At 59.6% G+C, this 19,879-nt stretch carries 19 protein-coding genes, 1 tRNA gene and 2 rRNA genes (1 of these 22 running past the window's edge); 9 read left to right on the forward strand and 13 right to left on the reverse strand.

The window, feature by feature from the left end; translation table 11 throughout:
* The first annotated feature begins 91 nt into the window (after positions 1-91).
* Positions 92-2,650, forward strand: coding sequence for a TRAP transporter permease (locus tag I6L40_RS00620; RefSeq protein ID WP_216994858.1), 2,559 nt, complete (start codon positions 92-94; stop codon positions 2,648-2,650).
* Between the two features lie 504 nt (positions 2,651-3,154).
* Here I6L40_RS00620 and I6L40_RS00625 read toward each other — a convergent pair.
* Positions 3,155-4,402: a phospholipase D family protein gene (locus I6L40_RS00625; RefSeq protein ID WP_216994859.1), complete on the reverse strand. Its 1,248-nt coding sequence runs from the start codon at positions 4,400-4,402 to the stop codon at positions 3,155-3,157.
* A 90-nt stretch (positions 4,403-4,492) separates the two neighbouring features.
* Between I6L40_RS00625 and I6L40_RS00630 the strand changes: the two genes are divergently transcribed.
* The gene (locus I6L40_RS00630; RefSeq protein ID WP_182927006.1) at positions 4,493-4,669 is read left to right on the forward strand and encodes a hypothetical protein; all 177 of its coding nucleotides are present in this window, start codon (positions 4,493-4,495) and stop codon (positions 4,667-4,669) included.
* Here I6L40_RS00630 and I6L40_RS00635 read toward each other — a convergent pair.
* From I6L40_RS00635 to tatA, 3 genes are all read right to left on the reverse strand, one after another.
* Entirely contained in the window at positions 4,647-6,071 is a 1,425-nt protein-coding gene (locus tag I6L40_RS00635; RefSeq protein ID WP_041209593.1) for a lytic transglycosylase F, read from the reverse strand. The two genes, I6L40_RS00630 and I6L40_RS00635, sit on opposite strands and share 23 nt — an antisense overlap.
* Positions 6,072-6,200: 129 nt before the next feature.
* Complete coding sequence (locus I6L40_RS00640) at positions 6,201-6,503, reverse strand: YfcZ/YiiS family protein (RefSeq protein ID WP_033112596.1); 303 nt, start codon at positions 6,501-6,503, stop codon at positions 6,201-6,203.
* A 17-nt stretch (positions 6,504-6,520) separates the two neighbouring features.
* Complete coding sequence (gene tatA / locus I6L40_RS00645) at positions 6,521-6,682, reverse strand: twin-arginine translocase TatA/TatE family subunit (protein WP_033112597.1); 162 nt, start codon at positions 6,680-6,682, stop codon at positions 6,521-6,523.
* 274 nt (positions 6,683-6,956) lie between these two features.
* Here tatA and I6L40_RS00650 point away from each other — a divergent pair, with 274 nt between their 5' ends.
* Positions 6,957-7,940: a LysR substrate-binding domain-containing protein gene (locus I6L40_RS00650; RefSeq protein ID WP_071914057.1), complete on the forward strand. Its 984-nt coding sequence runs from the start codon at positions 6,957-6,959 to the stop codon at positions 7,938-7,940.
* Here the strand turns inward: I6L40_RS00650 and I6L40_RS00655 are convergent.
* Together I6L40_RS00655 and I6L40_RS00660 are read right to left on the reverse strand one after the other, a co-directional pair.
* Positions 7,913-8,512: a YhgN family NAAT transporter gene (locus I6L40_RS00655; RefSeq protein WP_216994860.1), complete on the reverse strand. Its 600-nt coding sequence runs from the start codon at positions 8,510-8,512 to the stop codon at positions 7,913-7,915. The two genes, I6L40_RS00650 and I6L40_RS00655, sit on opposite strands and share 28 nt — an antisense overlap.
* 100 nt (positions 8,513-8,612) lie before the next feature.
* Positions 8,613-8,858, reverse strand: coding sequence for a YecH family metal-binding protein (locus I6L40_RS00660; protein ID WP_033112600.1), 246 nt, complete (start codon positions 8,856-8,858; stop codon positions 8,613-8,615).
* Between the two features lie 210 nt (positions 8,859-9,068).
* Between I6L40_RS00660 and I6L40_RS00665 the strand changes: the two genes are divergently transcribed.
* On the forward strand, positions 9,069-10,352 hold the full coding sequence (locus tag I6L40_RS00665) for a dicarboxylate/amino acid:cation symporter (protein ID WP_216994861.1): 1,284 nt from the start codon (positions 9,069-9,071) through the stop codon (positions 10,350-10,352).
* A 6-nt stretch (positions 10,353-10,358) separates the two neighbouring features.
* On the opposite strand, the gene I6L40_RS00670 is transcribed toward I6L40_RS00665, so the two are convergent.
* Positions 10,359-10,673 (reverse strand): DUF2007 domain-containing protein, encoded by a 315-nt coding sequence (locus I6L40_RS00670; RefSeq protein WP_042032285.1) that lies wholly within the window; start codon positions 10,671-10,673, stop codon positions 10,359-10,361.
* Positions 10,674-10,682: 9 nt separating this feature from the next.
* On the reverse strand, positions 10,683-11,585 hold the full coding sequence (locus I6L40_RS00675; protein ID WP_041209589.1) for a LysR family transcriptional regulator: 903 nt from the start codon (positions 11,583-11,585) through the stop codon (positions 10,683-10,685).
* Between the two features lie 96 nt (positions 11,586-11,681).
* Between I6L40_RS00675 and I6L40_RS00680 the strand changes: the two genes are divergently transcribed.
* Both I6L40_RS00680 and I6L40_RS00685 read left to right on the forward strand, forming a co-directional pair.
* Positions 11,682-12,734: an HlyD family secretion protein gene (locus I6L40_RS00680; protein ID WP_071914055.1), complete on the forward strand. Its 1,053-nt coding sequence runs from the start codon at positions 11,682-11,684 to the stop codon at positions 12,732-12,734.
* Positions 12,734-14,287 (forward strand): DHA2 family efflux MFS transporter permease subunit, encoded by a 1,554-nt coding sequence (locus tag I6L40_RS00685; RefSeq protein WP_071914052.1) that lies wholly within the window; start codon positions 12,734-12,736, stop codon positions 14,285-14,287. Before I6L40_RS00680 ends, I6L40_RS00685 begins: the two co-directional genes overlap by 1 nt.
* Positions 14,288-14,366: 79 nt before the next feature.
* On the opposite strand, the gene I6L40_RS00690 is transcribed toward I6L40_RS00685, so the two are convergent.
* Positions 14,367-14,993, reverse strand: a complete 627-nt coding sequence (locus I6L40_RS00690) for a lysoplasmalogenase (RefSeq protein ID WP_041209586.1) — start codon at positions 14,991-14,993, stop codon at positions 14,367-14,369.
* A 188-nt stretch (positions 14,994-15,181) separates the two neighbouring features.
* Here I6L40_RS00690 and I6L40_RS00695 point away from each other — a divergent pair, with 188 nt between their 5' ends.
* Complete coding sequence (locus I6L40_RS00695) at positions 15,182-15,322, forward strand: hypothetical protein (protein ID WP_216995460.1); 141 nt, start codon at positions 15,182-15,184, stop codon at positions 15,320-15,322.
* An 82-nt stretch (positions 15,323-15,404) separates the two neighbouring features.
* On the opposite strand, the gene I6L40_RS00700 is transcribed toward I6L40_RS00695, so the two are convergent.
* Positions 15,405-16,535, reverse strand: coding sequence for a fatty acid desaturase (locus tag I6L40_RS00700; RefSeq protein WP_071914050.1), 1,131 nt, complete (start codon positions 16,533-16,535; stop codon positions 15,405-15,407).
* A 147-nt stretch (positions 16,536-16,682) separates the two neighbouring features.
* Here I6L40_RS00700 and fabR point away from each other — a divergent pair, with 147 nt between their 5' ends.
* The gene (gene fabR, locus I6L40_RS00705) at positions 16,683-17,303 is read left to right on the forward strand and encodes an HTH-type transcriptional repressor FabR (RefSeq protein ID WP_033112608.1); all 621 of its coding nucleotides are present in this window, start codon (positions 16,683-16,685) and stop codon (positions 17,301-17,303) included.
* Positions 17,304-17,322: 19 nt separating this feature from the next.
* Positions 17,323-17,688 (forward strand): YijD family membrane protein, encoded by a 366-nt coding sequence (locus tag I6L40_RS00710; RefSeq protein ID WP_071914047.1) that lies wholly within the window; start codon positions 17,323-17,325, stop codon positions 17,686-17,688.
* A 493-nt stretch (positions 17,689-18,181) separates the two neighbouring features.
* Here the strand turns inward: I6L40_RS00710 and I6L40_RS00715 are convergent.
* The 3 genes from I6L40_RS00715 to I6L40_RS00725 all read right to left on the reverse strand — a co-directional run.
* Positions 18,182-18,258, reverse strand: a tRNA-Asp gene (locus I6L40_RS00715).
* A 29-nt stretch (positions 18,259-18,287) separates the two neighbouring features.
* Positions 18,288-18,402: ribosomal RNA gene (gene rrf, locus I6L40_RS00720) — 5S ribosomal RNA — on the reverse strand.
* An 82-nt stretch (positions 18,403-18,484) separates the two neighbouring features.
* Positions 18,485-19,879 (reverse strand): 23S ribosomal RNA (locus I6L40_RS00725) (it continues 1,495 nt past the right edge of the window).

Genomic DNA, 19,879 nt, shown 5'->3' on the forward strand with positions numbered 1-19,879 from the left:
CGCTGTCACTCTCACCGACACCCGTCTGCCGCGCCCCTGATTGCGGGGGCGGGTGTCGCTCTTGTTGTACTGGTGGGCACAAATTAACCCTATGCAAGACAAACAACTCTCTACCGAGGAGCTGATCGCCCAGGATGTGGGCGCACGACTCCCTGCTGGTGCCATGGGTGGTATCATCACCCTGCTGGCGCTGGCCTGGTCACTGTTCCAGCTCTGGATCGCCTCGCCGCTCCCCTTCATGCTCGGCTTTGGCGTGCTCAATGACACCGAAACCCGCTCCATTCACCTCACCTTTGCCCTGCTGCTGGCATTTCTGGTGTTTCCGGCGTTTCGCACCTCACCGCGAGATCGGGTGCCCTTTAGCGATATCGCTCTCGCCCTGATCGCGGCTGGCGCGGCCTCCTACCTCTTCGTGATGTATCAGGCACTGGCCCAGCGACCGGGCAACCTCACCACGGCAGATCTGGTGACAGCTTGTATCGGCATACCTTTGCTGCTCGAAGCGGCGCGTCGTGCGCTGGGGCCGGCGCTGGCGGTCATCGCCATCGTCTTTCTCACATACAGTCTGGCGGGCCCCTGGATGCCGGGGCTGCTGGCCCACCGCGGAGTGAGCTTCACTGCGCTGGCCAACCACCAGTGGATCACCACCGAGGGGGTTTTTGGCATCGCCCTCGGCGTCTCCACCAGCTTCGTCTTCCTGTTCGTGCTGTTCGGCGCCTTGCTGGAGCGGGCCGGTGCCGGCCACTACTTCATCCAGCTCGCCTTCAGCCTGCTTGGTCACCTGCGCGGCGGCCCGGCCAAGGCGGCGGTAGTTGCCTCCGGCCTCACCGGCCTCATCTCCGGCTCCTCCATCGCCAACGTGGTCACCACCGGCACCTTCACCATTCCCATGATGAAGCGGGTGGGGTTCTCGAAAGAGAAGGCGGGCGCAGTTGAAGTGGCCTCTTCGGTCAACGGCCAGATCATGCCGCCAGTGATGGGGGCTGCGGCTTTCCTGATGGTGGAATACGTGGGCATCCCCTATGTGGAGATCATCAAGCACGCCTTTCTGCCTGCGGCCATCTCCTACATAGCGCTGCTCTACATCGTCCATCTGGAGGCGCTCAAGCTCGGCATGCAGCCCATCGGCAACCATCAGCCGAAACCCTGGCTGCACCGTCTGACCGGTTTTGCCTTTGGCGCGGCCCTCATCAGCGGACTGTCGATGGCGGTCTACTATGGCTTGGGCTGGCTCAAACCGGCGCTGGGCGACTATGCCCTGCCCGGTATCGGCCTGCTGCTGGCCATCGCCTATCTGGGTCTGCTGAAGATCGCCGCCAGCAATGATCCCCTGCCGGCGGAAGATCCGGACAAGCCCCTTGAAGAGTTGCCCAACACCCGTACCGTGCTGCTCTCCGGCCTTCACTTCCTGCTGCCGGTGGTGGTGCTGGTGTGGTGCCTGATGGTGGAACGCCTCTCGCCCGGCCTCTCCGCCTTCTGGGGTACCGTGATGCTGGTGATTATCCTGCTGACCCAGCGACCGCTGCTCAACTGGCTGCGCCGCGACGGCAAGCACGACTACGGCACCTTCAACGACGGCATGGTCGATCTGCGCGAGGGACTGGTTGCCGGTGCCCGCAACATGATCGGCATCGGTATTGCGACCGCTACGGCGGGGATCATCGTCGGTGCCGTCTCCCAGACCGGCGTCGGGCTGGTACTGGCGGATCTGGTGGAGATGCTCTCCATGGGCAATCTGCTGCTGATGCTGCTGCTGACCGCCCTGCTCAGCCTGATCCTCGGTATGGGGCTGCCGACCACCGCCAACTACATAGTGGTCTCCAGCCTGCTGGCGCCAGTGGTGGTGACGCTCGGGCAGCAGAACGGGCTGATCGTGCCGCTGATCGCGGTGCACCTGTTCGTCTTCTACTTCGGCATCATGGCCGATGTGACGCCGCCGGTGGGGCTCGCCTCTTTTGCGGCAGCGGCCGTCTCCAAAGGGGACCCCATCCGTACCGGTCTCACCGCCTTCTACTACAGCCTGCGCACCGCTGCGCTGCCGTTCCTCTTCATCTTCAATACCGACCTGCTGCTCATCAACGTGGACTTCGCCCACGGCGTGCTGATCTTCATCGTGGCCACCATTGCCATGCTGATCTTCGCCGCGGCGACTCAGGGCTACTTTCTGGTGAAGAGCCGCTGGTACGAGAGCATCCTGCTGCTGCTGGTCGCCTTTACCCTGTTCCGCCCCGGCTTCTGGATGGATCTGGCCCACGATCCCTATCGCCAGACACCGCCTGCCCAGCTGGCCCAGACCATGGGTGAGGTGGAGGCGGAGAGTCCCCTGCGCGTCCGGGTCATGGGAGAGGATGCGGTCGGCAAGCCGCGTCAGTTCACCCTGCTGGTGCCCGTACCGGAAGGGGCCACGGGTGAAGAGCGGCTGGCCAATCTGGGGCTCACCCTCTATGAGCAGGATGGCAAGACGCTGATCGACAGCGTCGCCTTCGGCAGCCCGGCCGCCGCCATGGGGTTGGAGTTCGATCAGGAGATCCTTGCCGTCAAGGCACCGACCGACCGCTGGCGCAAAGAGCTGATGTGGATCCCGGGCTTCCTGCTGTTTGGTGCCATCATCTGGTTGCAGCGTCGCCGCGTGGCGGTCAGCGCAAGCTGATGGATTCCCGCATCTGCATGAGAAATGAGAGAGGGCCGCGACAGCGGCCCTCTTTTTTGAAGCGCTGATACCAGGGGATAACCCCCGCCTTCAGCCAGAAAAAAAGTGGGGTGACATATCCATGTCACCCCCTCGCAAATAAGCATGTTCCATATTGGAATCCGGTCGTCGCGGGCGCCTCTCCGAACCTCCCGAAAGTTCGCTACCCATCAGAAGTCAGCGCCAGTTGCAGCGATACAAGTGGCCAGCAACCCGTTACAACCCTCTTCCACACGGCAGCAAGCCACCGTGTTTGTCCTTGCAACTGAAATATTACGCAGAAAAACAAAATAAAAAACGATTTTATGCCCAATCCATTCACATATCGGTACAAAAAACAGCCTTATCACCACCATGAACTGGTTATAAAACAGTTAGATAGACTCTCTTATGGCTATTCACCCGCGATGTGCATCGGCAAAGACCTACACGCCTTTGCGAGATCTCGCACAAAAAATGGCCAGCTCACAACCAGCGATGCAGTGGCAACCAGTTGCTGAGCCTGGCAACCAGACGCCGTGACCACCCTTCCGCTTTGCGTGGTTCACCCTGCCCTTGCCACTGCAACAACCACGCCTGCAACTGCTGGCAGATGGGCGCACACTCCAGCTGCAACATCAGTTCGGTATTGAGAAAGAGCGAGCGGGGATCGAGGTTGAGGCTGCCAAACAGAGCGCGATCCTCTCCCAGCAGGATCAGCTTGGCGTGCAGGCTGCTATGCCCTTCATCAAACTCGCACAACCGGATCCCCTGACGCAGCAACCAGCCCCTGTGACGCTGGTAAGCCCCATGCACCAGCGGTACATCCGTACTGGCCAGCGAGTTGGTGAGGATCTCGATCACCACTCCCTGCCGACGCAACCGCTGCAAACGGCGCCGAAAACCGCCCGTGAGGATCAGATAGGGAGTCACCATGCGGAGCGTGGAGGGAGCCTCAGCCAACTGTCGCCAGAGCTGGCGAGCGGTCACCGGGCGGGAAACCAGCCCTTTGCCGGGCCGGTCAAACCAGACCTCGGCCCGACCAGTATGCCATGCAAGTGCAGGCTCGTTGCCGTCAAACAGCGAGGCAGGCAGATCATAAGCAGCAGCGACCGCGGGATCCGCCATGGTGAGGAGGAAATCGTTGACCACACGAATTTCGGCGGGCTGCAATCTTCGGCGCAGCAGATGACGGATCGGGTGGCTCCAGCGGCTCTGCCAGAATTGGGTAAACCCCGCCGCCATCTGCTCGCAAATGGCTCCCTGACAGGCAAGATCGAGATCCACGAAAGGAGCATCCGGATCCAGCCCGAAATATCGATCACCAATATTTCGGCCACCGATAAGCGCCAGCTTGCCATCCACCAGCAGCAGCTTGTTGTGCATCCGGTGATTGATGCGGCGAAAGGTGAAGAGCCCCTCCAGCAGCAGGGCCAGCGGCCGCCAACCCCTTAACCAGAAGGGGTTGAACAGCCGCACCTCGATACCGGGACAGTGAGCCACCATCTCCAGAAAGCGGTTGTCTCCGGCATAGAGGTCATCTACCAGCAGCTGTACCCTGACCCCGCGCCGGGCGGCATGGAGCAGCTCGCCCAACAGCAGCTTGCCGCTGCTATCCTCCTCCCAGCTGTAATACTGCGCCTGGATCTGCTCGCGGGCGGAGCGGATCCAGTGGCAGCGCACCTTGAGCGCCAGGGCCGGGTTGTCGATCAGGGCAAAGGATCCGGGGATCATCTTGTCATCCTGCTGTCATGGCCAGGTGTCATAACGCAGCAAGCCTCTTCGTATATCGACACTTTTCGTATCTCGAAACAGGGAGTTGCTATGGAACTGCACGATACCCCTATGCTGCGCTATCTGGGCCAGCTCCACCAGCCAGATCAAGCACCCGGCACCGAGTCGGCCCACTGGTTCTTGCTGCACAGGGATGGTGGCTGGCCGCTACCGACCACGCCGGAGGCTCAGCCGGTCAATCGGCTTATGGCTGAGCCGCTTCGATAGCCGCAGCCTTGCCCTCGATCTGGGGCAGGCTGAAGCGATAGCCAACATAGTACTTGTAGATGGTGCCGACATAGTTGATCGGCCCCTGCCCCACCTCGTTGGCCACCAGCTGATCCACGTTGCCGAACCAGACATTGGGATCCAGCCCCAGCTTGCCCGCCTTGTCCCGCAGGGCCTGAACCCGGTTCGGCCCGGCATTGTAGGCCGCGAGCGCAAAGAGGTGGCGGTTGAGCAGATCCAGATTGGGATCGTTGAAGTAGGTATCGAGGATCAGGCGCAGATAACGGCAGGCCGCCTCGACGTTGCCATCCAGCGTCGTCAGTCTGGCCCCCGTGATATTGACCTCGCGACCGGTGCTGGGCAGCAGCTGCATGATGCCGACAGCCCCCTTCTCGGAGCGGATAGCGGGGTTGAGGCCGGACTCCTTGTATGCCAGCGCCGCCAGCATCAGCCAGTCCAGCTCGTACTGCTTGGCATACTTCTCCAGCACCTTGCGAATGGTTGCCAGCCGCCCCATGGGGTCAGGTGCCAGTATGTTGCTCATCTGGTCGCTGCGCGCCAGCAGGCGGCGCAGGGTCATGTCGCTATAGAGACTGTTGCGACTGGCCCCCGCCAGATAGCGGTTGACCGCTTTAAGGAGGTCGGGGCTGTTCTTGCGCAGCGCCCAGGCACTGGTGCCCTTGCTGCGCAGGGGGATCAGCTTGTGCGCCTTGAGGCCGGAGATCATCCCCCCCAGCCAGATCCGCCCCTTGTAGCTGTCGGTCACCGTCAGCGGAATGATGCCGGCCGCCACCATCTCCAGCAGATCGCCATCTTGCAGATACTCGGGCACCGTCTCGATATAGACAGGAGGCAGCCCCAACTCGCGAAACAACCAGTTGAGCTGGCGCAGACTCTCGCAATAGCTTGAGCTGGCGCGCACCCAAACCCGCCGGCCGGAGAGCTGGGTAATGCGGTTGAAGGCGGGCAGCGTGTTCTGGCTGACCACCCACTCCTCGATGGAGGAGATCAGCGGCCGGGAGAAGGTCACCTGTTCGCGCCGGGTGGGAGTTACCGTCATATTGGCCGCCACCAGATCGCCACGCCCCTCCGCCAGATAATCGAGCAGCTTGTCCTGCCGAACCGGGATATAGACCACCTTGAGCGGCACCTTCTCCCTGGCAAGATAGGTCTTGTTCAACCAGCGCTCGAACCCTTGCAGCTGATTGACCAAAATGCCGTACTGGGCACCCTTGTCGAGGAAATAGAAACCGCGCTCATAGACCACCAGAGCCCTGAGTTCGCGCTTTTGCAAAATGGATTCGAGATCCCCGGGTTGGGGAAGACGCTGAGGCTTGAGATCGGCCGCCAGCAGGGGGAGAGACCAGAGAGCCAGCAGGCCCCAGATCCAGTGCCGCATCATGATGTTGTCGCCTTCTGTTGGCCGACTCGCGCCGGGCAAAACCGTCTGTGGGATAGAGTAACTATAGAACGCAGACCCACAGCAGAAGGGTCAACACGGCAGGACCAGCCTGCCGCGTCATCAGAGGGCTCAGATAGAGCGGGCCCGCATTTCGAAGATCAGTTTTTCAGCGGTGCAGGTAAATTGCAGGCGGGCTTTCAGGATCACGCCGTTGGCGCCCTGGGTCAGTTCACTGCTGCTCTTGGCTTCGGCAGTCACCTGCTTGGCCAGAGCTTCATAGGCAGCCAGCTTGGCACGGGCATCAGCCTCGGCAGCGGCTTCGATCACCAGCTCCATCACATCATCGCCTTCACCGATGATGGTGCCGATCTCGGCAAAACAACCACAGCTGTCGCAGGTTTCGTTCAGTTCAACTTTCTCGTCAACAGACATACTTTTACTCCTACTGCTTATTTCGGATGATTTTCATCGTCACGCATGGCTTTACGAAAATCCCTGATGGCGGTTCCCAGATCCTCACCCGCACTGGCCAGACGCTTACTGCCAAACACCAGCACAACCACCAGCAAGAGGATCAACATGTGCCAGATATGAATTCCACCGAGTCCCATAGGGATGCTCCTCAAAGAGAGATATCTATCAGTTGTATCAAAACAGAGCGCAAGAATTGTTGGGCAAAATCAAGGCGGGTGCAAGTGAGCAAATAAATCACTACAAAAAATAGGGCGACCCGAAGGTCGCCATATTGATTGTGCTACGTGTCCCCTCAACAGCTACATCCTGTACCAGTGGCTCATCCGAGCCAGAGACAATTTGAGGATAAGATCGCCAAGATATGAAAACAAATGGTATAAATTCATCTTAGAATTGAAGAGGATTCATATCATGCTGCTGGAACAACTGGGTCGCATCGACCTCAATTTGCTGATTATCCTGCAGGTTCTGCTGGAGGAGCGCAACGGCAGCAAGGCAGCCAGACGACTGCATTTGAGTCAGTCCGCCGTCAGCAAGGCGCTCGGCCGACTGCGGGAAACCTTCGACGATCCGCTCTTTATCCGCTCCGCTTACGGGCTGGAACCGACCCCCCGCGCACTGGTGCTGCAACAGCAGCTGCAACCCATCCTGCTGTCGCTGGACAACCTGATCCAGCCGCCGGAGTTCGACCCGGCCAACTCGGATCGGGAGTTTGTCATCGCCAGCATGGACAGCGCCTTCACCCTGTTTGCCCCGCTCTACCTGAGCGAACTGAAGCGACAGGCCCCCAGATTACGGCTGCGCTATGAGGAGTGGACCGAGAACAGCCTGACCGAGATGAGCCAGGGGCAGGTGGATATCGCCTTCACGGTGCGGGAGAACTGCATCGACTCAGACTACCGTCTCGATACCCTGCCCGGCAGCATCTGCCAGCGACTGCTCGCCATCGATGGCCTCACCTGTCTGGTGCAACAGCACCACCCCGCTCTGCAGGAGCCACGCTGGGATCTCGACCACTACCTCAGCTATCCCCATGTCCAGACCTACTGCGAAGGGCGGGATCGCTGGATGCTGGATCACAAGCTGGCGGAGCACGATCTCTACCGGCGTATCGAGGCGAGTGTTCCCTCATTCGAGGCGGCGCTGCGGATGGGCATGCACTCAGATATGATCGTTACCCTCTCCAAGCTCTATGCACGTCACGCGACCCAGGTCTACCCACTGTTGCAACTGCCGCTGCCCATCGAGCTGGACAGCATCTCGCACCTGCTCATCTGGCATCAGCGTCATGAGGAAGATCCCGGCCATCGCTGGCTGCGGGAGACCCTGCTGACCCTGATCCTGAGTCAGCTGGAGTCACGCGCCGATCAAGGGGTGCCCGTTACCTGCAAGTAGTGGTGAACCCCGTCCAGCAGCATCTGCACCGAGATCATCACCAGCAGCATCCCCATCAGCCGTTCTACCGCAGTGAGTCCACGCTCACCCAGCAGCTTGTTGAATACCTCGTAGAACATCAGGATCACCGCGCTGGCGGCCCATGCCATGAAGAGTGCCAGCGACCAGTCCACCATCCGGGTGGGCTCCTGATTGGCCAGCAGCATCAAAGAGGCGAGGATCGAGGGGCCGGCGATCATCGGGATCGCCATCGGCACCAGGAAAGGCTCTTCGCCCGCCGCCAGTCCGGTCACCCCCCCTTCACTCGGGAAGATCATCTTGATGGCGATCAGGAACAGGATGATACCGCCGGCAATGCTGACTGCTTCCTGCCGCAGGTTGAGGAAGCCGAGGATCTGCTGACCGACAAAGAGGAAGAGCATCATGATGGCCAGCGAGAAGAGCAGCTCGCGGACCATCACCTTGCGCCGCCGCTTGGGATCGATATGGCGCAGGATGGAGAGGAAGACCGGCAGGTTGCCCAGCGGGTCCATGATCAGAAACAGCATGACTGCGGCAGAAAAAGTATCCATACAACGCCCGGGCTACGCCTTGAATTGGGAAATGGGAGGGGGCGAAATATAGCAAAGGGCGAGAAGTTGAGCGAGCGCCATCACACGCTCGCCAAGGGGGTTATCCGTGATTGCAGATCTTGTCGGCACGGGTCTGAAAACCCTCGCCCGCTTCGATGAACTTGCCGCGAGCGGCCAGGAAGTCGATCAGCGCTTCGGCATCCATCTCGCTGGCGCTGCAGGTATGAAAACGGGCATCGGCACCGAACCGCTGCGCCATCGCCTGCTTGAGGCTGGCACGGGTAAATTGACCATCCTGTTCCAGCATCATCTCCATCACTTCGTGACCATGTACCGATTGCGACATCTTGCACCTCAATAATGAACATATTTAATGTCAATTAAATCCTCTCCCGTCAGGAGGGATCTTGATATAGGCCAATAAATAACGGATTACCCTGCTGCGAGAGTGGCCAGCGACGCCGCTTTGTCGATAATGTGGCAACCCACTGCAGGGATCGCTACACTAGCGCCCCATTTTTGGTCACCGCAGACATTTGATAAGGATATTGGCGCCATGCTGTTCCATGGAGAGGCAAGCAAACCCTGGCAGATCTGGACCCGTCGCCCGCTCTGGCTCAAGACCCTGATCGGCATGCTGACCGGGGTCGCCCTTGGCGTCGGCTTCGAGGAGCAGGCTCAGCAGCTCAAACCCATTGGCGTGCTCTTCGTCAACACCATCCAGATGCTGATGGTGCCCCTGATCTTCTGCTCGGTCATCGCCGGTCTCACCTCACTGCTCAAGGGCAAGGCGCTCGATCGTATAGGTATCAAGGCGAGCTGCCTTTACCTCTGCTCCACCGCCATCGCCATCTGCATCGGCCTGATGATGGGCTGGCTGCTGGAGCCCGGCATGGGAGCCGACATGGGCCCCTACCAACGACCCGGCATGACCACACCACCGACTCTGGCCAGCGTGCTGAGCCATCTGGTGCCGAGCAATCCGGTCGAGGCGATGGTGGACAGCAAGATCCTGCAGGTGATCGTCTTTGCCGTGGCGCTGGCGGTGGCACTCAATGCCTGTGGCCGCCGCGGCCGCCCCGCCATCCTCTTCTTCACCTCGCTGGCGGAGGGGATGTTCAAGCTGACCCAGATGGTGATGGCGCTGGCTCCGTATGGCGTCTGTGCCCTGATGGCCTGGATGACCAGCAAATATGGCATCGACCTGCTGCTGCCCCTGCTCAAGGTAATCGGCGCCGTCTATCTCGGCTGTCTGCTCCATGTACTCGGGGTCTACAGCACCCTGCTGCTCCTGCTGGCGCGGCTCAATCCGATCCACTACTTCAAGAGCATCGTCGATGCCCAGGCAGTGGCCTTCACCAGCAGCTCCAGCAGCAGCACCCTGCCCATCAGCCTCGCCTGTGCCGAGAAGCGGCTCGGGGTCTCACCCGCCATCACCGCCAAAGTGCTGCCCATCGGCGCCACCATCAACATGGATGGCACGGCGCTCTATCAGGGGGTCACAGCCCTGTTTGTGGCACAGGCATTTGGGGTGGATCTGCATCTGGTGGACTACCTGACCATCATCAGCATCGCCACCCTGGCCAGTATCGGCACCGCAGGCACTCCGGGCACCGGGCTGATGCTGCTGACGCTCACGCTGACCGCGGTCGGACTGCCGCTGGAAGGGGTTGCACTGATTGCGGGGATTGACCGGGTGCTCGACATGGCGCGCACCGCGGTCAACGTCTCGGGGGATATTCTGGTTTCCGTACTGATCGCCCGCAGCGAAAACGAGCTGGATCTGGCGACCTATCACGATGAACACGCCGGGGAAGATATCGACGTCCCCCTACGCTAGGGAGGATTAGTTGTCGTGGGGATCGTGATGGCAACGCCAGCACACTTCGAAGTTGGCGCCGTTCTCCTCCCCGCACTGACCGCACAGCCAGCCGTTACCCTGGCGCTGCTGATAGCGTTCGATCACCCGCCCTGCCTTGCTGCGATCCTCGGCACGCACCATCAGGGTCACCTGCAGCAGATCCGCCGCCAGCTCGCCAAAGGCCCCTGACAGGCCGTCGCCATTGAGGCGCACCGGCACCCCTTCCGCCTCCAGCGCCCCCTTGAGAGCATGAGCCTCCAGAGTGTGAGAGGCGCGATAGAGATTGATCCAGTTATCCATAGCTCCCCCTTACAGCAGCTTGTCGATGCCGAACTCGGCCCCGTTCTCCACCATGAAATCGATGAACGCCCGCAATTTACGCGGCATAAGTTGTCGCTCCGGAAACAGCAGGTAGATCGACACCTTGGGTTGCTGCCACTCTGGCAGCACCGCGACCAGCTCGCCGCTGGCCAGCTCCTCCTGACAGAGCATGGCCGGGATCGAGGCCAGTCCGAGACCCGCCTTGGCCGCCTCGCGGGCACAGGTAATATTATTGACCCGAAAACGGGAGGGAGGGTCAACCAGCACCTCTTTGCCATCCAGCTCGAAGCACCAGTGGGAAGCGAGAAAGCCGTTGCTCACCGTCACCCGCTCATGGTTGGCCAGATCCTCCGGCCGCTTGATCGCCGGGCTGCGCGCCAGATAGGCCGGACTGGCACAGAGTAGCTTCCCGGTGCTCCATAGGCGGCGTGCGGCCAGATTGGAATCGCTCATATCGCCGATCCGCACCACCGCATCCAGCCCTTCGCTGATGGGGTCAACCACCCGGTTGGTCAGCTCCAGCTCCACCTGCAGGCCGGGATAGGCCTGTAAAAACTTGGCGACCAGGCGCCCGACCACCAACTGACCCGTCTCTATGGGCACGGCCATCTTGAGAGTGCCGGTCACCTCTTGCTGGCTGGCGCTCAACATCAGCTCCGCTTCCGTCAATGCCTCCACCGCCTTGCTGCAGTGCCGATAGTACTTCTCCCCCTCCTCGGTCAGGGTGAGCTGACGGGTGGAGCGATAAAGCAGCCGCACCCCGAGCCTCTGTTCCAGCTCGGCAATCCGCCGGCTGACCATCGCCTTGGTCATCCCCAGCTCCTGGGCTGCGGCAGTAAACGAGCCCTTGTCGACAATTCGTACCAGAATTAACGCAGCATTTAGGTCCATTGTTGCACCTGTGAAACTGTATATCTCGTGAACCAATACTAATCGAAACAGTCGAGCAGTGTTAGCCTGCGCCCCTTACGTTCAGGAATCTCCAAAATGAGTCAACACAAGAAAATCCCTCTCCTGGCCGCCATGATCCTGGCCCTGCTCGCTCTCCTCTTCTCCGCCTACTGGTATCTCCACGGCCGCTATTTCGAGAGCACCGACAACGCCTATCTCCAGAGCGAGGTAACCGGGATCAGCTCCAAGCTGCCCGGCTATATCAGCGAAGTGCTGGTGACCGACAACCAGCCGGTCAAAACGGGCCAGCTCATCGCCCGTCTCGATGATCGCGAATACAAGACCAAGGTCGCGGAGGCCGAGGCCGATCTGCGCCTCAATCAGGCAACCGCCGAGAATCTGGCCGCTACCCGCATCCAGCAGCTGAGCCTGATCCAGCAGGCCGAAGCCAAGGTTGCCTCCGCCAAGGCCGAGCAGCTGCGCGCCAGCCAGCAGGTAACCCGGATCAGCCAGCTCAACCAGCGCCACTACAGCTCGCAAGACAGTCTGGATGAAGTGCGGGCTGGTCTGCAGGTCAATCAGGCACAGGCACAAGAAGCCAAAGCGGCCTTGCAGGCAGCCCGTGAGCGACTGCTGGTACTGGATGCCGAGCGCAAGCAGAATCAGGCCAAGCTGGCCCTGAGTGAAGCACAACTGGAGCAGGCCAGGCTGGAGCTCGGCTACACCGAGCTGCGGGCACCAGCCGATGGCATCATCGGCAAGCGCAGCCTGCGGGAGGGGCTCTACGTCCAGTCCGGCATGCAGGTCGCCAGTCTGGTGCCGCTGCAACAAGTGTGGGTCGAGGCCAACTTCAAGGAGACCCAGCTCGCCCATATGCAGCCCGGCCAGAAGGTCGAAGTGGTGCTTGATGCCTATCCGGATCAGCCGGTCGAGGGGGTCATCGACAGTCTGGCGCCAGCCACAGGGGCCAAGTTCGCCCTGCTGCCACCGGAGAACGCCACCGGCAACTTCACCAAGATTGTGCAGCGGGTACCGGTCAAAATCCGTATCCCCGAGCCGGGTCAGCTCGCCGGCAAGCTGTTGCCGGGTCTCTCCAGCGAAGTAACGGTAGATACCCGTACTCCTGATGCCATGACGGCCGCCAACTGATGGAACCCATTCCACGTCGCCACTGGATCGCGGTCATCGGCGGCCTTATCGGCGCCTTCATGGCCATCCTCGATATCCAGATAACCAACGCCTCCCTGAAGGACATTCAGGGGGCGCTCTCTGCCACCCTGAGCGAAAGCTCCTGGATCTCCACCTCCTATCTGGTGGCGGAGATGATCGCCATCCCCCTTAGTGGCTGGCTGAGCCGGGGGCTGAGCGTGCGCCGTTACCTGCTGTGGACCACGGGCGCCTTTATCGTCTCCTCCGTGCTCTGCTCCTTCAGCTGGAACCTCACCAGCATGATCGTCTTCCGGGCGATGCAGGGCTTCACCGGCGGGGCACTTATTCCGATGGCCTTCTCCCTCATCGTTACCCTGCTGCCGCTGCAGAAGCGGGCTACCGGCATGGCGCTGTTCGGTCTCTGTGCCACCTTCGCCCCGGCCATCGGCCCAACTCTCGGCGGCTGGCTCACCGAGCAGATGTCGTGGCACTACATCTTCTATCTCAACGTCCCGCCGGGGCTGCTGGTGATGGCCATGCTGGCGCACGGGCTGGACAAGAAGGCGGTGGACTGGGAGGTGATCAAGCGGGTCGACCTTATCGGCATCGTCACCATGGCGCTTGGCCTGGGCGTGCTGGAGGTGGTGCTGGAGGAGGGTAACCGGGAGGACTGGTTCGGCTCGACCTTCATCGTGCGCCTGACCATCATCTCGGTCGTCTCACTGGTCTTCTTCGTCATCAGCCAGCTGCTGCGCCGCCACCCGCTGGTCAACCTGCGGCTGCTGCACAACCCGCGCTTTGCCCTCGCCTGCTTCGCCTATCTGATCCTCGGGATGGCGTTGATGGGCTCCATCTATGTGCTGCCGCTCTACATGACCCAGATCCACAACTACAACGCGCTGGAGATTGGCGAAGTGCTGATGTGGATGGGGCTGCCCCAGCTGCTGGTGCTGCCGCTGGTGCCCAAACTGACCCACAAGGTCGATCCGCGCTATCTGGTGAGCTTCGGCTTTTTCATCTTCGCCGTCAGCTGCTTTATGAACGTCAACATGAGTGCCGACTATGCCGGGCCGCAGCTTATTCAGGCGCTCATCGTGCGGGCACTTGGGCAGCCCTTCATCATGGTGCCGCTCTCCCTGGTCGCCACCGCCAGTCTGAGTCATGATGAGGTTCCCTCCTCCTCCACCCTGCTCAACGTGCTGCGCAACCTGGGTGGCGCCTTTGGTATCGCCATCATAGCGACCATGCTCGACAACGATACCCGCACCCATATGCTCCAGATCGGCAGCACCCTGCCTGCCAGCAGTATCGAGGGACAAACCTATCTGCTGCAGCTGGCCCAGAGCATGATGGCACAGGGTTCCGGCCCCGAGCTGGCCGAGCAGCAGGCGCACGCCATACTCGCCAACACCATCAACCGGGAAGCGGCCATCATGGCCTACAACCAGGTCTTCTACATCATGGGGATCTTCCTGCTGGTCGCCAGCGGTCTGATGCTGCTGCTCAAATCCCCCGCCCCGCGGGCAGCGGATGCCGAGCCGATAGAGGCGTGAAAAGCAGCTGATAAATAAAACGAAAAACGGGCCAACGCCCGTTTTTCTTTATCTGTTGCCTGTATTCAACTGCATGGCGTCATCCCGCCAGCGACCCCGCAATCAGGAACTGGGCGGCAAAGTAGCTGCTCATCACCCAGGCTCTGGCGTGGGGGAAAGGGCGGCGGAAGCGATCGAGTGCCAGCATGCTGTCGGAGAAGAGGAACATCAGGGCACCAGCCAGCGCAGCCGCACTGCCTGCGGTGAGCGATGCGTGCCAGGCACCCGCAGCCACCCAGGCCATACCGATGATCACCAGCATGTAGCAGAAGACCGGAATGCGCATCTCTCCCAGCTTGCCCCACAGCAGGCCAAATACCAGCGCGGCGATGAGCAGGAGCAGCAAGCCATCCACCAGATTGAGCACCAGCGGCCCCTGGGCAAAGCCGACGATGTAGCAGAGGTGCGCGACAAGAAATGCCGCCAGGCCCTGAATAAAGCGGTCGCTTGGCAGCATCAGCAGCACATCGCCCGCCAGCGAGAGGCAGAGACCGAGCAGGATCCAGGCGTGGGAACCATCGTGGTCATAGCCCTGATAGCCAAACGCCAGCGCGATGATGAGCAGCATGGTCAGCGGCTTGCTGATATAGAACTGGCGGCTGTCTGAACCATAGGCGGCGCGGATATGCCACCAACCGGAAGCGATGATCAAGAAACTCAATAACATGCCCTGCTCCTCACCCGTTGCTCGCTGTCATACGGCAACCGTTTTTATATCTGGGTGCAGGGTAACAAATTCCCCCACCGAGTGGCAGGGGGCGGATCAAAGGGTGAGACTAAGCCTAAAGTCTAATTGCCGCGCCATACCATTCAGGGCATAAGAGACGGGTCTGGAGGATCACCATGGAAGAAGCTATGAAAAACTATCTGCCCGCCATCGATATCATGATGTGCCATCTGGGGATCAGCTTTGAGCAGGCGTGCGAGCAACTGGGGCTCAACCCGCTGGAACAACAGACCCTGAGCCAGCTGCAAGAGCAGGATCACCCCGAATAAGTAGAGATGCTGGCGCCAAACCGGCGCGCAGGCTCCACCAGAGAGAAGACCGCCGAGTGGCGGTCTTCTCTTTTCTGCTTGTTTACACTGGGGCTCTGGCAATACCTGCCAGCAGGCGACTCCAGTTGCGTTTGCTGGCGATGAAACCGTCCCGCAGGGCTCGGTACTCCAGTTGCAGCTTGAGGCGGTCATAGCGCGCCAGCGCCTTGCGTTTGCGCAGCTCAAGCAGCCGCTTGCGACTGGCATAGTAGTGCTGCAACTGCTGACTCAGCTTGGCGTACTCCTCCTGCAGCAGTGCTTGCCACAGTTCGCGATCATCCTGTTTGACAAGCCTTGCCTGCGCCCGTTTGAGCTGCATCTCCAGCCTGGCCTGTTCGATACGCTCCTCCGGCGATGACCGCAGATCTCTCGCCAGCCCGCACCATGAGGCAAACCGGATCAGCCATTTGGTCGGATCGAACTGCCACCACTGTATACCGTTGCGGTAATCGTTCTCGAACAGATGGTGGAAGTTGTGATACCCCTCGCCAAAGGTGAAAAAGGCCAGGATGCCGTTGTCACGGGCGGTATTGCGATCCGTGTAGGGCTGGCTGCCCCAGATATGGGCCAGTGAGTTGATAAAGAAAGTGGTGTGGTGCGTCATCACCATCCGCAAGACGCCCGCCAGCAGCAACATGCCGAGCAGGTCTCCGTGGATCAGGCCAAACAGCAGCGGCAGGCCCAAATTGGTCGCCAGCACCAGCGCCAGATAGTGGCGATGCTGAAACATGACCACAGGGTTGTTCTGCAAATCCCGCACATTGCTGTAATCACCATATTGTTCCCCCTGATACTCTCGCAGCATCCAGCCGATATGGGAGTACCAGAAGCCACGCCCCGCGCTGTAGGGATCTTTATCGTTGTCATCCACATGACGATGATGACGGCGATGATCCGCCGACCAGTGCAGCGCCGAGTTCTGCAACGCCAGCGCACCACCGATGGCAAACAGCCACTGCAACGCCGGATGAGCCTTGTAAGCCTTGTGTGACCAGAGGCGGTGATAACCCGCCGTGATCGAGAGCCCGCTCAAACAGAACAGCAGCAGGAACGTAGCCCACTGCCAGAGATCGTAACCGTGGCTCATCCCATACCAGGGCACGGCAACCAGCGCCACCAGTCCGGAGAGAGAGAACAACAGGGTATTGGTGAGAATAATCGGGGGTCTAGCCATCTTCTTGCATCCTTTCAGCGAACAGCTGTTAGCCATTTTCCATGGCGACTTCGCCAGGGTCAATGGTAAAAAAGTAGGATACAAACCTGATCCTGAGGCGCCTTCGGGTTATCATTTGTCCTCGTTAAGCTGAAGGTGACTGATTTCGTGGGTATTCGCGCTCAACAAAAAGAAAAAACCCGGCGTACATTGATCGATGCTGCATTCAGCCAACTGTGCGCCAACCGGAGTTTCTCCAATCTCAGCCTGCGGGAAGTGGCTCGTGAAGCGGGCATCGCCCCCACCTCCTTCTATCGCCATTTTCGCGATATGGAAGAGTTGGGCCTGACCCTGGTCGATGAGGGCGGTCTGACTCTGCGTCAGCTGATGCGCCAGGCACGCCAGCGCATTGCCGGTGGCGGCAGCGTCATCAGCACCTCGGTGCAGACCTTCATGGAGTTCGTCGAGAACAACCCCAACGTCTTCCGGCTGTTGCTGCGAGAGCGCTCCGGCACCTCGGCCGCATTTCGTCAGGCTGTTGCTCGCGAGATCCAGCACTTTATTGCCGAGCTGACCGATTATCTGGAGGCCACCACCCAGGCACCGCGGGAAGATGCCTATATCCAGGCCGAGGCCATGGTTACCATCGTATTCAGCGCCGGTGCCGATGCGCTCGACATGACCAGCGAAGAGTGCCGGGCACTCTCCGATCGCACTATTCGCCAACTGCGGATGATTGCCATGGGCGCCGAGGTACAGAACCAGAAACGCCGTGAGCCCCATCCATGACCACAGGACGGAGAACGATATGACTGAACAGCTTGTGATCCCCAAAAAACCGCTCGCCATGGCGATGCTAATCGGCATCTGTGGCGACGCGTCTCTGGCGGTGCTGACCAACGCGGTCGTACCCTTCTCCTTCTTTCCGCTGATCGCTCTCTGGCTGGCTGCCTATCAGCTGTTCCAGCACTATCGCCACGAACCCATGGTGGGCAATACCCCCATCTGCACCCTGCTCTGCTTCTTTATCGGCGCCTTCGGTCACTCGGCCCTGCTCAAGGTGCAATACCCGGAACTCGGCAGCAACTTCTTCTCCCTGATCATGATGCTGCTGCTGCTGGCGGCACTCTCCATCAAGCTGGGTCTAAGCCTCGGCAAGAAAGAGAAACCCTGATTAGTCGACAAAGTGGTCCCAATCTCCTGATAGATAAAGAAAATAGGCCTTCCCAACGGGAAGGCCTATTTGTTTGCTCTACGCAGATTTATCAGGCATGACCATGCCGAGCAATCGCGGCATGGTGACCCTCGCCAGGCGACTCGGCTTTACCATTGATGTCCAGATGGAGGAGGGTGTGGTCAATATGGCCCTTCTCTGTAGGGCAAAATCTGATTGAAGGCGGCGGGTGGCCACGAGTAATCCAGTACCAATGGTTGCGAATCATCCAAAAATGACCGCAATTACACACCAAAAGGAGGGAATAGCGGGCCTGCCAGTGCGCCCCGCCATCAGGCAAGAGCTACTGTTCAGTGGCTGCTGGATGCTGAAAATGCAAAAGCCCGGTCTGATAACCGGGCTTTTCTGTCTATTCAGGCGTGCAGCGCCGTAGCCAACGGGCAAATCGCTCATAGCAAAAAGGCCTTCCCAATCGGGAAGGCCTTCTATTTAGTGGCGGAGCGGACGGGACTCGAACCCGCGACCCCCGGCGTGACAGGCCGGTATTCTAACCGACTGAACTACCGCTCCGCATTCGGCTAGCTTATTGCTAATTAGGTGCCTGGCAGTGTCCTACTCTCGCATGGCGAATGCCACACTACCATCGGCGCTACCGCGTTTCACTTCTGAGTTCGGCATGGGATCAGGTGGTTCCACGGCGCTATTGCCGCCAGGCAAAAATCTTCAATCTGAAAAAGCTGATGTAAGTAATTCGTTCGTATTTGCTACAAGCCTTAGAACACTTCTTGGGTGTTGTATGGTTAAGCCTCACGGGTAATTAGTATGGGTTAGCTCAACACGTCGCCGCGCTTACACACCCCACCTATCAACGTTGTGGTCTCCAACGGCCCTTTAGGACCCTCAAGGGGTCAGGGATGACTCATCTCAGGGCTCGCTTCCCGCTTAGATGCTTTCAGCGGTTATCGATTCCGAACTTAGCTACCGGGCAGTGCCACTGGCGTGACAACCCGAACACCAGAGGTTCGTTCACTCCGGTCCTCTCGTACTAGGAGCAACTCCCTTCAATCATCCAACGCCCACGGCAGATAGGGACCGAACTGTCTCACGACGTTCTGAACCCAGCTCGCGTACCACTTTAAATGGCGAACAGCCATACCCTTGGGACCGACTTCAGCCCCAGGATGTGATGAGCCGACATCGAGGTGCCAAACACCGCCGTCGATATGAACTCTTGGGCGGTATCAGCCTGTTATCCCCGGAGTACCTTTTATCCGTTGAGCGATGGCCCTTCCATTCAGAACCACCGGATCACTATGACCTACTTTCGTACCTGCTCGACCTGTCCGTCTCGCAGTTAAGCTGGCTTATGCCATTGCACTAACCTCCTGATGTCCGACCAGGATTAGCCAACCTTCGTGCTCCTCCGTTACTCTTTGGGAGGAGACCGCCCCAGTCAAACTACCCACCAGGCACTGTCCGCGGCCCAGATTCATGGGCCTGCGTTAGAACATCAAACATACAAGGGTGGTATTTCAAGGACGGCTCCAGCGCAACTGGCGTCACGCCTTCAAAGCCTCCCACCTATCCTACACATGTAGGTTCAATGTTCAGTGCCAAGCTGTAGTAAAGGTTCACGGGGTCTTTCCGTCTAGCCGCGGGTACACCGCATCTTCACGGCGAATTCGATTTCACTGAGTCTCGGGTGGAGACAGCATGGCCATGGTTACACCATTCGTGCAGGTCGGAACTTACCCGACAAGGAATTTCGCTACCTTAGGACCGTTATAGTTACGGCCGCCGTTTACCGGGGCTTCGATCAAGAGCTTCGCTTGCGCTAACCCCATCAATTAACCTTCCGGCACCGGGCAGGTGTCACACCCTATACGTCCACTTTCGTGTTTGCAGAGTGCTGTGTTTTTGATAAACAGTCCCAGCCATCTGGTCACTGCGACTCCCGTCAGCTCCATCCGCAAGGGACTTCACCAACAAGAGCGTACCTTCTCCCGAAGTTACGGTACTATTTTGCCTAGTTCCTTCACCCGAGTTCTCTCAAGCGCCTTGGTATTCTCTACCCGACCACCTGTGTCGGTTTGGGGTACGATGACTTGTAATCTGAAGCTTAGAGGCTTTTCCTGGAAGCAGGGCATCAATGGCTTCCGCACCGTAGTGCGTTCGTCTCGTGTCTCAGCGT

This window comes from Aeromonas sp. FDAARGOS 1410 (genome assembly GCF_019048745.1).
GTDB classification, from domain to species: domain Bacteria; phylum Pseudomonadota; class Gammaproteobacteria; order Enterobacterales; family Aeromonadaceae; genus Aeromonas; species Aeromonas jandaei.

Coding starts and splice junctions, on each gene's coding strand:
- I6L40_RS00620 (WP_216994858.1), top strand. CDS start 92: ATGCAAGACAAACAACTCTCTACCGAGGAGCTGATCGCCCAGGATGTG.
- I6L40_RS00625 (WP_216994859.1), bottom strand. CDS start 4,402: ATGATCCCCGGATCCTTTGCCCTGATCGACAACCCGGCCCTGGCGCTC.
- I6L40_RS00630 (WP_182927006.1), top strand. CDS start 4,493: ATGGAACTGCACGATACCCCTATGCTGCGCTATCTGGGCCAGCTCCAC.
- I6L40_RS00635 (WP_041209593.1), bottom strand. CDS start 6,071: ATGATGCGGCACTGGATCTGGGGCCTGCTGGCTCTCTGGTCTCTCCCC.
- I6L40_RS00640 (WP_033112596.1), bottom strand. CDS start 6,503: ATGTCTGTTGACGAGAAAGTTGAACTGAACGAAACCTGCGACAGCTGT.
- tatA (WP_033112597.1), bottom strand. CDS start 6,682: ATGGGACTCGGTGGAATTCATATCTGGCACATGTTGATCCTCTTGCTG.
- I6L40_RS00650 (WP_071914057.1), top strand. CDS start 6,957: ATGCTGCTGGAACAACTGGGTCGCATCGACCTCAATTTGCTGATTATC.
- I6L40_RS00655 (WP_216994860.1), bottom strand. CDS start 8,512: ATGGATACTTTTTCTGCCGCAGTCATGCTGTTTCTGATCATGGACCCG.
- I6L40_RS00660 (WP_033112600.1), bottom strand. CDS start 8,858: ATGTCGCAATCGGTACATGGTCACGAAGTGATGGAGATGATGCTGGAA.
- I6L40_RS00665 (WP_216994861.1), top strand. CDS start 9,069: ATGCTGTTCCATGGAGAGGCAAGCAAACCCTGGCAGATCTGGACCCGT.
- I6L40_RS00670 (WP_042032285.1), bottom strand. CDS start 10,673: ATGGATAACTGGATCAATCTCTATCGCGCCTCTCACACTCTGGAGGCT.
- I6L40_RS00675 (WP_041209589.1), bottom strand. CDS start 11,585: ATGGACCTAAATGCTGCGTTAATTCTGGTACGAATTGTCGACAAGGGC.
- I6L40_RS00680 (WP_071914055.1), top strand. CDS start 11,682: ATGAGTCAACACAAGAAAATCCCTCTCCTGGCCGCCATGATCCTGGCC.
- I6L40_RS00685 (WP_071914052.1), top strand. CDS start 12,734: ATGGAACCCATTCCACGTCGCCACTGGATCGCGGTCATCGGCGGCCTT.
- I6L40_RS00690 (WP_041209586.1), bottom strand. CDS start 14,993: ATGTTATTGAGTTTCTTGATCATCGCTTCCGGTTGGTGGCATATCCGC.
- I6L40_RS00695 (WP_216995460.1), top strand. CDS start 15,182: ATGAAAAACTATCTGCCCGCCATCGATATCATGATGTGCCATCTGGGG.
- I6L40_RS00700 (WP_071914050.1), bottom strand. CDS start 16,535: ATGGCTAGACCCCCGATTATTCTCACCAATACCCTGTTGTTCTCTCTC.
- I6L40_RS00710 (WP_071914047.1), top strand. CDS start 17,323: ATGACTGAACAGCTTGTGATCCCCAAAAAACCGCTCGCCATGGCGATG.